Here is a 14,290-nt window from a genome sequence, read left to right on the forward strand (position 1 = left end):
AACTTTGGTTTATTTAAGCTTTAATTTTGCGCTAAGACCATGAAAAATAACACTTAAAATTATTGTTAAAATTGCACTGTCGATAATTAGCTCAGAAACTGATGTTAGTTCTTGGATTAAAATCAAGGTGAAAACTACCGACGCCAAGCCTCTTGGGCCAAACCACGCCAGTAAAATACGTTGTTTAAAAGGTAATGCTGTAAATAGTAATGACACTAAAACAGGCAAAATGCGCATAATAGTTAACGCTAAAATTGCAAAGATAATGGCGTTTAATTCAACACCATTATGTAAATAGGTGAAGGCAAAATTAGCAAAAACAAACCAAATTATAAGTGCACAGGTATTTGCAAGAGCATGGGCATTACTTAAGCGCTGTGGTTTGAAGGCAGATTTAAATTTAATATCAAATAATAAACCAGCAATAAACGCGGCAAAAAATCCACTGCCGCCAAGGGATTGTGTTAGTAGATAAATTAAGACAGCAATAGCGACAAAAATAAAAACTTCATTATCTTTGTTATACAAACGGTATTTTTCCGAAAATAACACGACTTTAAAAATAAGCGGACTAACAAAACCTGCTATTAAAGTCGCAATGCCTATTTCCTTTATTGCAATAATCATGGTTTTTGATAGGTCAGGTGTTTGTTGATTAATCGCTGAATAAAGCAGTAATAAGAATATTGGGACAGCTAAACCATCATTTAAACCACTTTCAACATTAACTGCCTCACGTGTTTGTTCAGGTATTTTACTATTCTCAATAAAGTTGCTGCTAAGTGCTGCATCTGTTGGAGTTAATATAATTGCAAGCAACGCAATATGAAGAAATGGCAGCTCTGAAAAAAGCAGGCTTCCAAGTAGTGAGCCAAGTGCAAATGTAATGGGTAAAGCTACTAATAACAGTAAAAGGGGGTAAGCATAGCTGTGCTTTAAAACTGCTAATTTTGTTTTAGCAGCATCACTAAATAAAATTAGTGCTAATGTGAGTTCGATATAAATTTGAAATGATGTCAATTCAACATCTATTTCACTGCTGCCATAAAATACAAAAGAATAAATCAACCCTGCAGTTAACATAAACATGGGGCCAGTAATGCTTAACTGGTGTATGCGCTTGGCAAAGAGTGAATAAGCGATGAGTACGCATGTAATTACGACAAATAAAGTGTATGCATTATGCATAGGTATTTAACTCATTTTCGACAGCTTTAATCATTCTTCTCAATTGCCTGACTTCATAGCATCCCTCACCGCGTTGCTTATGTAAAAGAGGGGCATTTTTAGATGTTTGTGAACCACGTAACAGTACATATTGTTCGGCCATTTTTAAACCTAACGAGCATAACGTGAGAGATTGTAATTGCCCATTTTGATAAAAATAAAAAATCTCACTGGAAATATCTAAATGCGCTAATTGGGGATAAAAACCATCACCTTGTAAAGAAAATGACTGGAGCATCACATTATTATGTTTTACAAAATAATAGAGAAGTAAATCACGCACACGATGAATGTCATTTTGCCACTTAGCAAACTGTGATTCGATACATTCATATGATACTTCATTAACCTTACTTGATGGCTTTGTTGTGTTGTTTAACACGCTATCGCGTTTTCTAAGTAACTTAATTGGGTTGTCTTTAATTATCTTAGTATCACACAAGTGATTACAAAAATGATTAAGAATTGTATAGGTTGAGGCACGTGATTCGTAACAAGTTGTGGTTTTGATAAAAGGTCGCCAATGTGGGTTATATACCCTTACGTTTTCAATTAATTTAAAACGAGTTGCCTTTCGGTTCGTTTGCCAATCTTCAGGCGGTGTTTGTAAGAAGTGCAAATATTCTTTTAATAATGCTTCATCAATATGTGCTAATGTTTGTTTTTTTTGATACCAAAGCCACAACACTAATTTTTCAACTTCATTACGATAGCGGTTGTAGCTATTTGTGTTTTGTAAACCAACTGACAATAAATAACGTAAAACAATCATTAAGTCATTGTATTGCTCATCACTAATTTTACTTAGATGATGATAGTTTTTGCTTTGAAAATGGCTTTGCGCGTAGTCAATTTGATATGGTAGCTGGCAAAAAGTATCAATTATCGGCTTTATCATTGCTGAGAGCTTCCATTTTACTCATTATTATTTTTGGAAATTTATGTCGCTTAAACAACGCTATAGTGAACTACCTGAGGTGTTTTTTCAATCAATTTGCCCTGAACAAATGCGCGACCCTAGTTTAGTTGTTTTTAATAATGATTTAGCGAAACATCTAGACTTACCAAACGAATTTAGTGATCGAGATATTGATTTTTTAAGTGGTAATAAGGTTATATCTTGCAGTAATCCATTAGCACTAGGTTATGCAGGCCATCAATTTGGCAATTTAGTACCGCAGCTTGGTGATGGTAGAGCTCATCTATTAGGACAAGTTGCCTCTCACTTAAATTATGATGTGGACTTACAATTAAAGGGCAGTGGTAAAACACATTACTCTCGAGGCGGTGATGGTAAGTCAACATTAAGAGCTGCGTTACGTGAATATATAGTGAGTGAATATCTTGCTACTTTGAATATTCAAACATGTCGAAGTTTATATGTTATCGCTGGCAATGAAGCCATTATGCGAAACGAGCCGGAACAAGTTGGTTTGGTTTGTCGGGTTGCGAAAAGTCATATTCGTATAGGTAGTTTTCAATTTGCTGCAATGCATCAAGACCCTTTGGTGTTAAAGTCACTCGCTGATTTCACTATTAACACACTCTACCCTGAATTAATTAAATCACAAAACCCATATCTATCATTATTTGAATCAGTAGCAAAAAAACTAGCAATACTTGTAGCAAGTTGGATGGCAAATGGCTTTATTCATGGGGTAATGAACACCGATAATATCCTGTTATCTGGTGAGGCTATTGATTTTGGACCTTGTGCTTTTATGGGCGAATACAATCCAAATCAGGTTTTCAGCTCAATTGATAGGCAGGGGCGTTATGCGTTTCAAAATCAACCCGGTATCATGCACTGGAATTTAGCGCGCTTGGCTGAGAGTTTAATTCCGCTTATTGATGAAAATGAAGAAACTAGCATCGAATTACTCTCTGCTGTCCTTAACAAATTTCCAACAGAATATGAAAAACACTATCATTTACTTATGTGTGAAAAACTCGCACTCGATTCAGAGAACCCAAATTCAAAAGATCTGATTGTTTCTTTATTAGCATATATGAAAGATGAGAAACTAGATTACCGAAATACGTTTACGGTTTTATCAAATCATCAGCTAAACAATTTATCAAACGATATAATCATCTCTTCCGATTGGTACAAATCATGGCAAAAGAATAAGAAGATAGACTTAATTGATAGGATGTGTCATGTTAACCCTAAGAAACATTTTTATAATGTTACAATCGAAAAATTACTCGATTTATGTGTAGCAGAGCCTTTACAAGCATCTAATTATATTGAACTTTATTTTGCATCTCTTACACAAGACGATAGCGATTTATTGCAAGCAAATAACGCATTTGATGATGCATATCGTACATACTGCGGTACCTAATATAAGTTCAAATTGTCATGTCGCTAACTGCTAAACTTACGTCACGGTATTTTATATTGTTTCATAAATAGTTAGTTAGCGGGCAGTCATGATAGATAAAATCAAAGAGCAAATACGTAAACGTATGTTTTGGGATTTAATCTCACTTTTACTTTTGTTTGCTACAAGTTATGTTTTATTTTTACTTTTTGATGTGATTGATTGGCTTCACGTACTAAGTCATGAAGTTGGGATCTATGGTATTGCAGAGATAATTCCAACACTTTGTATGTTAGCTTTTGGCTTTTCAATATTTTCATATCGTCGTTGGCAAGATACGCGAGCGTTATCTCTTTACGCTGAAGAACTTTCGATGATCGACCCAATGACAAATTTACCTAATCGTCGTGCTGTTCAACGTATATTAAATCAAATTAATCAAAAGAAAGAGTACCCAGTAGGGGTGTTATTAGTTGATATAGAAGGTTTAGAAAACATTCGCTCAACACTTGGTCAAACTGTTTTAGAACATGTGATGATTGAAATCCTATATCATATTTCTAAGCATCTAACTGGGGAACAACTAGTAGCCTATTGGCAAGCTGGGCAATTTGTTTGCTTGTGCCCAGGGTTAGAGCACAATGAAACTGAACACTTAAAACAACAATTTGAAGCGATTTCGATAAACCGAGATAAATTGCTTGGGCAATCGTTAAAATTCACCTGTGCAGCAAGTTCGGTTTATAACAAAGCCGAGCTCGAAAACCTGTTTAGCGAACTTGAAGAGCAATTAATTTAAAACAAGTACGATAATGTCTTTGTTTTTTAAAGCGTTACAACGATTTGGTAATGCATTATCATTGTTTTTTTTGAAAATACACTGTTCAAAGCCAAGGGTTTTACACTTATCGTAACAGGCCAATTTTTCAGTCCAGCCTGAATACTCACTCACCATTACATTTAACACCAAGGCACTAAATGCGATAAATGTTGCGCCAACAATGAGCAATTGTTTAGGTGCGGATTTCATTTGCATTCTCCAACCTTACCCACGTTATTTTAGTCTAGTACAAAGTGACTATTTTGTGTTCAATAACTCTAGTGAAAATGATTTTCAATAGCCTTACAAATTGCTTAAACAATTTCTCTAGGTTATTGAAATTTTAATATAAAAACGGTCTTGCTGAAGGCTTGTATCTAAATCTGGATTAGCTAAAGTTAAATTACCAAGTAATGTATTGAGTAATCGAAATGAAAGGAAATAAAGAAGTACTCTCAGCGTTAAATCAGGTACTTACCCATGAGTTAACGTCTATTAATCAATTTTTTCTACATGCTCGGATGTTTAAAAATTGGGGATTAGAAGAACTTAACGAAAAAGCGTATAAAAAATCCATCAAGGATATGAAACAAGCGGATGATTTAATCGAGCGAATTTTGTTTCTAGAGGGGTTACCAAACTTACAACACTTAGAGCGCTTACGTATTGGTGAACACTCGAAAGAAATGCTCGAATGTGACTTAGCAATGCAAATGGATCAAATTCCTTTGTTAAAACAATCAATTGCTTTATGTGAAGAAAAACAAGATTACGTTAGCCGTGAGCTATTAGAAGAAATTCTAGAATATGAAGAAGATTATATTGATTCGTTAGAAACGCAACTTTCTCTAATTAACAATATTGGTATTGAAAATTACCTGCAAAGTCAGATTGAGGAGTAGGTTATGAAAGGTAACCAAAAAATTATTGATTTGCTCAATAGACAACTAACGCTTGAGCTGACTTCAATGGATCAATACCTTGCACATAGCAAAATTTATGAAGATTGGGGTATTGAAAAACTTCACCACCAGTTGTCACATGAATATGAAGAAGAGTTAGAACACGCTAACAAACTCATTGAGCGTATATTGTTTTTAGAGGGCACACCAGATACAGCATCACGTAAGCCAATAAATGTTGGTAGCAATGTTAAAGAGATGCTCGAGAACGATTTAGCTGCTGAACACACAGTGCAAAAAAGCCTAATCGAGATTATTTCTGTTTGTGAAACTGAAAAAGACTATGTAACAAGAGAGATTTTAGAAAAACTACTCGATGATACCGAAATGGATCATATTTATTGGTTAGAGCAGCATCTTAACTTGATAAATTTAATTGGCTTGCCAAATTATATTCAATCTCAAATGAAGCACGAAACACCATAAAAAAGGGCCTAATTGGCCCTTTTTTAATCTTAAAAATTTTATAGCCTTAACCTTACAAGCTAAATAAACGAACAAACTTTTCTAAAATTGCCATGAAAATTGCCTTTAAAAGCCGTTTCAGCGTACATGTGTATATAAATTTAAATTCAATAATTTCAGTAATATAACCCTAATATGTAATAAAAATATTAATTTTTTTAAATAGAGCAATTGATCTAAGAGAAATTTTATGACGTAATGTATGAAAATTATCTGGTCGGATGAGTAGCCATGAGTTTAAGAACAAGTTTGAAGAAAGTATTACCAAGTATCTCAATTACAGAGCAAGAAGCACTTGATGCAGGTGATGTATGGTTAGAAGGTTCAATTTATCAGGGTAAACCTGATTTTGATGCGCTTCGTGCAGTGCCTGAAGCAAAGCTAAGCCAAGAAGAACAAGCATTCTTGGATGGCCCTGTTGCTCAATTACTTGATATGATTGATGAGACTGAAATTCAGAGCTCAAATCACTTACCTGAAAACATTCTAGAATTTATCAAAGCAAATCGCTTTTTCTCGCTTATTATTCCAAAGCAATATGGTGGTTTAGAGTTTAGCCCTTATGCAAACTCAACAATTGTTGCCACAATTGCAACTAAAAGCACCGCTGTAGCAGTAACTGTTATGGTGCCAAACTCGTTAGGCCCTGGTGAATTATTAATGCACTATGGCACTGAAGAACAACGTCAGCAATACTTGCCTAAATTAGCTATTGGTCAAGACATTCCATGTTTTGCACTTACTAGCCCAGAAGCAGGCTCTGATGCCGGCGGCATTCCAGACCAAGGTATTGTTACCATGGGTGAATACCAAGGTAAGCAAGTACTTGGCCTAGAACTTACATGGGATAAGCGTTATATCACGCTAGCACCAATTGCTACAGTGCTTGGTTTAGCAGTTAAAGTAAAAGATCCTAACGGTCTTTTAGGTGATGTAGAAGATTTAGGTATCACCTGTGCATTAATTCCAAAAGATCACCCTGGTGTTGAACTTGGTAACCGTCATAACCCTATGGGAATTAAGTTCTATAACGGCACAACACGTGGCCAAAATGTGTTTGTACCAATGGACTTTATTATTGGTGGTCAAAAGAATATTGGCCGCGGTTGGCAGATGCTAGTGAGCTGTTTAGGTGCAGGTCGTGGTATCTCATTACCAGCTTTAGGGTGTTCAACAGCACATGTTGCGCTGAAATCTGCTTCTGAATATGCAGCTGTACGTGAGCAATTTGGTTTAAGCATCGGCTTATTTGAAGGTATTCAAGAAAAGTTAGCGGATATTGCAGGTAAAACATACCTACAAGAAGCGATGCGTGTACTGACAACTGAAGGACTAGGCCTTGGTTTAAAACCATCGGTTGTAACAGCGATTGCTAAATACCACATGACTGAGCTTGGCCGCGATGTACTTAATTCTGCGATGGATATCCAAGCAGGTAAAGCAATTCAATGTGGTCCACAAAATACATTGGCACAAGGTTATCTTGGTCAACCTGTTGCAATCACCGTTGAAGGTGCAAACATTCTTACGCGTAACTTAATGATCTTTGGTCAAGGTGTAATGCGTTGTCACCCACACCTACAAAGTATGGTTGAGTCAATTCACAGCACTGATAAGAACGCAGATGCAACGTTCCGTGGCTTACTAACGAAAACGATTGGTTACAGCGTAGGAAATAGCTTAAGTGCATTTACTAAAGGCTTACTGCCATTCACTGCAGGCGCAAAGTCAAAACTTTCTGAAGTGCGTCAATACGAAAAAGCAGTTAACAAGTTATCTGCAAAACTTGCAGTGTATGCTGATTTCTCACTATTAGTATTAGGTGGCAAACTTAAACAAGCTGAATTACTTTCTGCACGTTTAGGTGATGTAATGAGTTATTTATACGCGGCAATGGCGTCAATTCGTTACTATGAGCAAAAAGTAGCAAGTGAAGACCGTGCACAAGCAGCACCTTATTTCCACTACGCGACACGCTGGGCGATTGCCCAAGCTGAAAACGCAATTGCGGATTTCTTAGCAAACTTCCCGTCAGGTGCAACACGTAAATTTATGCGTCTGATCACCGTAACGTATTCTGAAAAATCGATGCGTATCAGCGATGATTTAGTGCGTGAGCTTGCTCATCAGTGTCAGCTAAATACTAACTTCAAAAAGCAATTAACGCATTTAGTTCACGCATCAAATGGTGATGGTCACGATATCAACCAACAAGCATACCTAGCAAAACTAGATTGCTTAGATATGTTAGCGAAGATTAAAAAATCGCTACGTAAAAAAGAAATCAAAGCAGGTGTTCGTTTTGCTGAAACGCTAGATAATGCACTTGTGGCAAACATTATCACGGCAGATGAATATAAAAAGCTGATTGATTATAACGTAAAACGTGAATTAGCTATTCGTGTAGATGAATTTGATTTTGATATGAACTTATTAAAACCAGAACAAGCAACTTTGAAAAAAGTCAGCTAATAGAATCCTAACGTACTTGCAAAGCCAATCCATGTGATTGGCTTTTTTTATGTTCTTGTTAAAATAGCGCCGATTTATTTAAGAGGTTGAATATGAAATTATTGTTTTTGGTATTTTTGCTAGTATTTTTGAACCCTATAAACGCAAAAGAGAGCGAACTTGGGCTTGTAATGAAAGAAATGGCGCTAAGCTACAAGCTTGCACGTAATGCCAACAGTTCAGAAGAGTTAATGACGCATCTCGCTAATATTGAAAGCGCATTAGTAAAATCGAAGCAAATTGGTTTTAATCGAAAGCAAGAAGAGTCAATAAAAGGCATAGATGAGGTACTAAAACTGGTTAGTGAAATAAAAAATGCCGGTGGTGATTTAGAATTAGCACAGAAAAAATTGCTTAAAATTGATCAAGTAAGAAAGCAATATCACAAAATTCATGAGCCTAGTTTTTGGCAGTTAATCTTTGGTAACTAATTGTTAATAAATGTAATAGCACTTGATTGCTAAGAATATTAAACGCATTATAGCGGCGCTTTAATTTACTAAGGTTCTTTTATCTTAGTTTTAATATATTTCATCAAAGGGACATTAATGAAAAGCGCCTCATTTATATTTCTGTTATCTACTTTCATTTTTTCATCAAATCTTCATGCTAAAGATAAAAATCAATTTATGTATTTTGGTTTAAGTGGCAAGAATCATAATTACAGTGATTTGAATTTTGCACCTACTGTTTCTAAGCAATCACTTGGACAGTTAAAACTAGAAGAATCAAATAACGCAATTGGCGCGAGACTGCTTTCAGGTTATCAATTTAATCGCTATTTAGCGGTAGAACTTGGCATAACTAATTTTGGTGAAGGGGACTTCAAGCTTATCGAGCAAACAACGTCATCCGATGGCAAGAAAAAAACAAATACATTACATAAGGGCGAGTTTAAAACGATAGGCGCTGATATTTCAATCGTCGCAACATACCCTTTTTCTGATTCGATTTTTGTTAAAGCATTAGTTGGTTTACAAGGCTGGGACAATCAATTTGATATGCTAGAAAAGGGCAACGATAGTTTTAATGTCGTAAGCCAAGATGATCGCGGTGGATCATTACTAACTGGCTTTGGTATAGGTTATGGCGTTAGTAAATCAATGGCATTTACTTTGGATTTTGAACAAACTGAAATAGCTGAAATTAAAACAAATTCAGTAAGCATAAACTGGTTGTTTCGATTCTAAGAGGTAGCGTTACGTAAATTGTAACGCTACTGTGCACTGTTAAGGTTATTTAATAATGTGTGTGAATTAGACACACAATTAAGCTGCGCAGGTGGATAACTTAAAGATCTTTCTAATAAACGAATACACTTTTTAAGTTGGTCATCATTTAGCTCTGTATTTTTGGCTAAAAAGTCCACACTCTCTAATGCAACAATTTCATGGATAAAGCCGTTAGCTGTGATCACCCCGTATTTTCCAGCTAAAAATAACTGCCAATGATCTTGGATACGTTCTTCTAAATTTTCAAAATAGTCTGAATTAAACTCTAAGCCCTTGAGTGACAGGTCGTTAACGCATTTAGCGTATTGTTGATAAAAAACAGAATACGCTTGTGCAGAACTTAAATCCGAATAGGGTTTTATTAGTTCAATCCACTTTGTGTAACCACGAGCAAAATATTCTTTTTCTTCATTAAAATCAGTAATGCCAAAAAAAGAACTTGATTGTACTTGGTTTTTTAAATGGTAGGCAGCATTTGGCAATATACATAAATCAATCCAATCGCTTAATTGCTGTTCTTTAACAAAGGTGTGTGACGCTAACTGTTTCAATGAATAAAAGTAGTTTTCAAAATACTCTGAGATAATCATAAGATATATTAACTGTATAAATATACAGTTAATATATCTTAATAAAAAAAAAGTACAAGAATTTTTGTATAAGGCCTTTTAGCTACTTACGATCGTCGGTGTTTATGGTTAAAATGTTGCAAAATTTAACAATGAAAAGAATTTATGACGAACGTTGCCTCAATAAAAAAAGCCAGTTTAATCACCGCAATTAAAACACCTTATCTTGCTAATGGCGAAATAGACCTAGCAACATACGATGAGCTTGTTGAAAAACAAATTGCAGCAGGTGTTGACGGTATCATTGTTGGTGGTACAACTGGTGAAGGTCAATTAATGAATTGGGAAGAGCACCTAATGCTAATAGCGCATAGTGTTAACCAATTCAAAAATAAATTACTTATTATTGGTAATACTGGTAGTAACAATACCAAAGAAGCAATAAAAGCGACTGAATACGGCTTTGCAACGGGTATGGATGCAGCACTGCAAATCAATCCTTATTATGGCCGTACATCAATTCAAGGTGTAATTGCACATTTTGAAAAAGTGCTCGAAATTGGTCCTGCATTTATTTACAACGTACCAGGGCGTACTGGTCAAGATTTAACACCTGAAATCATTGAGCAACTTGCCCACAGTGAAAATTTTATCGGTGTTAAAGAATGTGCTGGTAATGAACGTATTGCTTATTACGAAAATAAAGGGATTGCCTGTTGGTCAGGAAATGATGATGAAGCGCACGATGCACGCCATAAAGCAAATGCCCATGGTGTAATCTCTGTTACGTCAAACCTGATCCCATCAGTATTTCGTGAGCTGATGGACAATGAAAATACTCAGTTAAATAATGAATGCCAACAGCTTATTTCTTGGCTGTTTTGTGAACCAAACCCAATTTCAATTAATACAGCGTTGGCCTTAACAGGTGCAGTAAAGCCTGTTTTCCGCTTACCCTATGTACCGCTGAATGAAAAACAAATTGAGTTCGGACTTGATTTAATGAGCCATTTTAAAGAGCACTTAGTGGGAGATAAACTCACTAAACTTAACCAAAGCGACTTCATTATTACGCCTTAAATTCAAGTTTAAATAAAAGCGATCTTAATGGTCGCTTTTATATCACGTTTCCGCACAACACTATCCTTGTTATAATGTAATTAACTCCCTCAAAAGGTCTTCAAAAATATGAACTTCAAATCCTTTAGCTTTGCCGATTCAATACTTACGGCACTGGATAAAATGGGTTATGAAACACTCACGCCAGTACAAAAAATGGCGATTCCGCACGTTCGTCGTGGACACGATGTACTAGCAAGTGCGCAAACAGGTACTGGTAAAACAGCAGCCTTTGCATTACCAATTATTCAAAAACTGTTAGACAATCAAGCTGACGGTAGCACTATTCGTGCAGTTATTTTAGCGCCAACACGTGAGTTAGTTGACCAAATTGACCACAACATTAAGCAATATTGTGCTTTTAATAATATTAAATCAGTAGCGATTTTTGGCGGTGTTGAACATGACAAACAGATTAACCGTATTAAAAAGGGTTGCGATATTTTAGTTGCTACACCTGGGCGTTTAATCGAACATTTACGAAAAGGTAATTTGGCACTGAATAATGCATGCCATGTTGTTTTAGATGAAGCAGATCGTATGCTTGATATGGGCTTTCGCTCTGACATCGAAACTATTTTGGAGCAATGTGCTAAACAAAAGCAAACATTATTATTCTCAGCAACATATCCATCAGCTGTGAAACAATTTGCTACTAAAACATTAGTTCATCCTAAAATTGTACAAGTAAGCCGTGATAACGAAACAGCAAGTACCATCACTCATGTTGCTTACCCAGTTTCTAACGAACGTAAATTGGAATTACTTTCAGAGCTTATTTGCCGTAAAGGTTGGAAACAAGTACTTGTTTTCGTAAATATGAAGGAAGATGTGCAACTTATTGTTGATGAGCTTACACAGTACGGAGTAACAGTTGGTGTAATTCATGGTGACAAAAGCCAAGGCAATCGCCGACGTGCTTTGCGTGAATTCAAAGAAGGTAAAACTACTATTTTAGTGGGTACTGAAGTTGCGGCGCGTGGTCTAGATATTGCTGGGTTACCGCGTGTTATCAACTTTGACTTGCCTTACCTTGCAGAAGACTATGTTCACCGTATTGGACGTACGGGACGCGCTGGCCAAAAAGGCTTTGCAATCTCGTTAGTGAGTCGCGAAGAAGAACATGTACTTGCTCAAATTGAAGATTTAATCCGCGATAAAGTTAAGCGAATTTATTATCCAGGTTTCGAAGTGAGTAACCGCGAAGGTTTGATCAAAAAGATTGGCAAGAAAACATCGTTACAAAAGCGCATTCGTTCAAACAGAGCAACGCAATATGGCGCTGAAGCACAAATGCAAAATCGTCAAAAGATCAGAAAAGCATTTAAGAAATAATCTTTAAATTTCGAATTTAGATATTCAAATCTAACTATCGTAAATTACATACAAAAAAGGAGCATTAACTGCTCCTTTTTTATGTCTAGTGCCTTAGTCGTAAAAATTACTAAGGCGTGTAGTAAATTGGTGAGTTAGGACCAACAGGCATTCCTAGTACAAATACCCATAAATAGAATAAACACACCCAGCCAATAAAGAAGAACATAGAATACGGTAACATGGTGGCCACTAGCGTACCTATACCCATATCTTTCTTATATTTAGTGGCAACTGCTAGTATTAATCCAAAATAGCTCATCATTGGTGTAATTAAGTTTGTTACAGAATCACCAATACGATAAGCCGCTTGAATAGTTTCAGGTGCGTAACCAATTAGCATAAGCATTGGTACGAAAATTGGCGCTGTAATCGCCCATTGTGCTGATGACGAGCCAAGACTTAAGTTAACTACGGCACACATAAAAATAAATAACACAAATACTTCAGGACCAGTTAGATTCAGCGCGGTTAACATCGCAGCGCCTTTAACCGCTAAAATGGTGCCTAGATTAGTCCACTTAAAGAAAGCAACAAACTGAGCAGCAAAAAACACAAGTACGATATACATACCCATCGAGCTCATACTTTTAGACATAGCATCGATGATATCACGGTCGTTTTTCATTGAGCCTACAACTCGGCCATAAACAAAACCAGGAATTGCAAAGGTAACAAAGATAAATACAACGATGCCTTTTAGAAATGGAGAGCCTGCAACAAGACCTGTTTCAGGGTGACGTAAGATACCGTCTTCAGGCACAATTGTTGTAGCTAATACAGCACACGTGGCTAAAAATGCAAGACCAGCATAGCGTAAACCTTTACGCTCAATGTCACTTAAATGGTCAATTTTGTTATCTGCTAAATCAATACTTGCTTCATCATTGTTGTATTTTCCTAAACGAGGCTCAACAATCTTTTCCGTAACCCAAGTACCCACAATAGCAATTAAAATTACCGAAACAGCCATAAAGTAATAGTTTGCTTCTGGGCCAACTTCATATGTTGGGTCGATCATTTGTGCTGCAGGCGTTGTAATACCAGCAAGAAGAGGATCAATTGTGCCTAGCAAAAGGTTTGCGCTATATCCGCCAGATACTCCGGCAAAAGCTGCAGCTAGGCCTGCTAGTGGGTGACGTCCAAGACTGTGGAATATCATTGCTGCTAATGGAATTAATACAACATAACCAAGCTCAGATGCAGTATTAGAAAGAATAGCCGCAAAAACTACCATAAAGGTAACTAACCTTTTTGGTGCACCCATTACCATGCCGCGCATCGCCGCAGATAACATGCCTGAGTGTTCAGCAACACTTACACCCAGTAATGCAACAAGTACCGTTCCAAGTGGTGCAAACCCTGTAAAGTTTGTAACGAGTCCGGTAACTATACGTTGTAATCCTTCAGCACTCATAAGTGAAACGACTTCAATTACACCATCAGGAGCACGACCTTTAGCACCTTCAGGACGTGGATCGATGGCACTTAACCCCATCCAATCGGCTATGCCACTGAAAATAACAATAGCAACACAGAACATTGCAAATAAAGTAATAGGGTGAGGTAATAAATTACCGAGAAATTCAACCGTGGCTAAAAAGCGATTAAATAGCCCTTTGTTTTGGTTTTCTTGAGAGTTTGCTTCTATCGTTGACATGAATACTAACGGTTAATATAAAAA

The 14,290-nt window shown here is 36.4% G+C and carries 14 protein-coding genes; 9 read left to right on the forward strand and 5 right to left on the reverse strand.

Annotated elements, in window-relative coordinates; genetic code table 11:
• Positions 1 to 9 precede the first annotated feature (9 nt).
• Positions 10 to 1,188, reverse strand: coding sequence for a cation:proton antiporter domain-containing protein (locus AAEU29_RS17795; RefSeq protein ID WP_421974569.1), 1,179 nt, complete (start codon positions 1,186 to 1,188; stop codon positions 10 to 12).
• Positions 1,181 to 2,125, reverse strand: coding sequence for a hypothetical protein (locus AAEU29_RS17800; protein WP_421974570.1), 945 nt, complete (start codon positions 2,123 to 2,125; stop codon positions 1,181 to 1,183). The genes AAEU29_RS17795 and AAEU29_RS17800 overlap by 8 nt, the downstream gene beginning before the upstream one ends.
• Before the next feature lie 43 nt (positions 2,126 to 2,168).
• Between AAEU29_RS17800 and AAEU29_RS17805 the strand changes: the two genes are divergently transcribed.
• On the forward strand, positions 2,169 to 3,575 hold the full coding sequence (locus tag AAEU29_RS17805; RefSeq protein WP_421974571.1) for a protein adenylyltransferase SelO: 1,407 nt from the start codon (positions 2,169 to 2,171) through the stop codon (positions 3,573 to 3,575).
• Between the two features lie 88 nt (positions 3,576 to 3,663).
• Complete coding sequence (locus tag AAEU29_RS17810; RefSeq protein ID WP_421974572.1) at positions 3,664 to 4,353, forward strand: diguanylate cyclase domain-containing protein; 690 nt, start codon at positions 3,664 to 3,666, stop codon at positions 4,351 to 4,353.
• Here AAEU29_RS17810 and AAEU29_RS17815 read toward each other — a convergent pair.
• On the reverse strand, positions 4,345 to 4,584 hold the full coding sequence (locus tag AAEU29_RS17815) for a hypothetical protein (RefSeq protein WP_421974573.1): 240 nt from the start codon (positions 4,582 to 4,584) through the stop codon (positions 4,345 to 4,347). The two genes, AAEU29_RS17810 and AAEU29_RS17815, sit on opposite strands and share 9 nt — an antisense overlap.
• Before the next feature lie 221 nt (positions 4,585 to 4,805).
• Between AAEU29_RS17815 and bfr (AAEU29_RS17820) the strand changes: the two genes are divergently transcribed.
• From bfr (AAEU29_RS17820) to AAEU29_RS17840, 5 genes are all read left to right on the forward strand, one after another.
• A complete protein-coding gene (bfr, locus tag AAEU29_RS17820; protein WP_421974574.1) occupies positions 4,806 to 5,276 on the forward strand; it encodes a bacterioferritin in 471 nt (156 codons plus the stop codon).
• Between the two features lie 3 nt (positions 5,277 to 5,279).
• A complete protein-coding gene (bfr, locus tag AAEU29_RS17825) occupies positions 5,280 to 5,762 on the forward strand; it encodes a bacterioferritin (RefSeq protein ID WP_274760464.1) in 483 nt (160 codons plus the stop codon).
• Between the two features lie 270 nt (positions 5,763 to 6,032).
• Complete coding sequence (locus AAEU29_RS17830; RefSeq protein WP_421974575.1) at positions 6,033 to 8,273, forward strand: acyl-CoA dehydrogenase; 2,241 nt, start codon at positions 6,033 to 6,035, stop codon at positions 8,271 to 8,273.
• Positions 8,274 to 8,365: 92 nt separating this feature from the next.
• Positions 8,366 to 8,743: a cytochrome b562 gene (locus tag AAEU29_RS17835; RefSeq protein ID WP_421974576.1), complete on the forward strand. Its 378-nt coding sequence runs from the start codon at positions 8,366 to 8,368 to the stop codon at positions 8,741 to 8,743.
• A gap of 117 nt (positions 8,744 to 8,860) precedes the next feature.
• The gene (locus AAEU29_RS17840) at positions 8,861 to 9,502 is read left to right on the forward strand and encodes an outer membrane beta-barrel protein (protein ID WP_421974577.1); all 642 of its coding nucleotides are present in this window, start codon (positions 8,861 to 8,863) and stop codon (positions 9,500 to 9,502) included.
• A gap of 26 nt (positions 9,503 to 9,528) precedes the next feature.
• Here the strand turns inward: AAEU29_RS17840 and AAEU29_RS17845 are convergent, their stop codons facing one another.
• Positions 9,529 to 10,134: a DUF6058 family natural product biosynthesis protein gene (locus AAEU29_RS17845; RefSeq protein ID WP_421974578.1), complete on the reverse strand. Its 606-nt coding sequence runs from the start codon at positions 10,132 to 10,134 to the stop codon at positions 9,529 to 9,531.
• A 144-nt stretch (positions 10,135 to 10,278) separates the two neighbouring features.
• Between AAEU29_RS17845 and dapA the strand changes: the two genes are divergently transcribed.
• Both dapA and AAEU29_RS17855 read left to right on the forward strand, forming a co-directional pair.
• Positions 10,279 to 11,193, forward strand: a complete 915-nt coding sequence (dapA, locus tag AAEU29_RS17850) for a 4-hydroxy-tetrahydrodipicolinate synthase (protein ID WP_421974579.1) — start codon at positions 10,279 to 10,281, stop codon at positions 11,191 to 11,193.
• A gap of 108 nt (positions 11,194 to 11,301) precedes the next feature.
• Positions 11,302 to 12,567, forward strand: a complete 1,266-nt coding sequence (locus AAEU29_RS17855) for a DEAD/DEAH box helicase (RefSeq protein WP_421974580.1) — start codon at positions 11,302 to 11,304, stop codon at positions 12,565 to 12,567.
• 109 nt (positions 12,568 to 12,676) lie between these two features.
• On the opposite strand, the gene AAEU29_RS17860 is transcribed toward AAEU29_RS17855, so the two are convergent.
• Complete coding sequence (locus AAEU29_RS17860; RefSeq protein WP_421974581.1) at positions 12,677 to 14,266, reverse strand: AbgT family transporter; 1,590 nt, start codon at positions 14,264 to 14,266, stop codon at positions 12,677 to 12,679.
• Positions 14,267 to 14,290 lie beyond the last annotated feature (24 nt).

The sequence above is a fragment of the Pseudoalteromonas aquimarina genome (genome assembly GCF_049257255.1).
Taxonomy (GTDB): domain Bacteria; phylum Pseudomonadota; class Gammaproteobacteria; order Enterobacterales; family Alteromonadaceae; genus Pseudoalteromonas.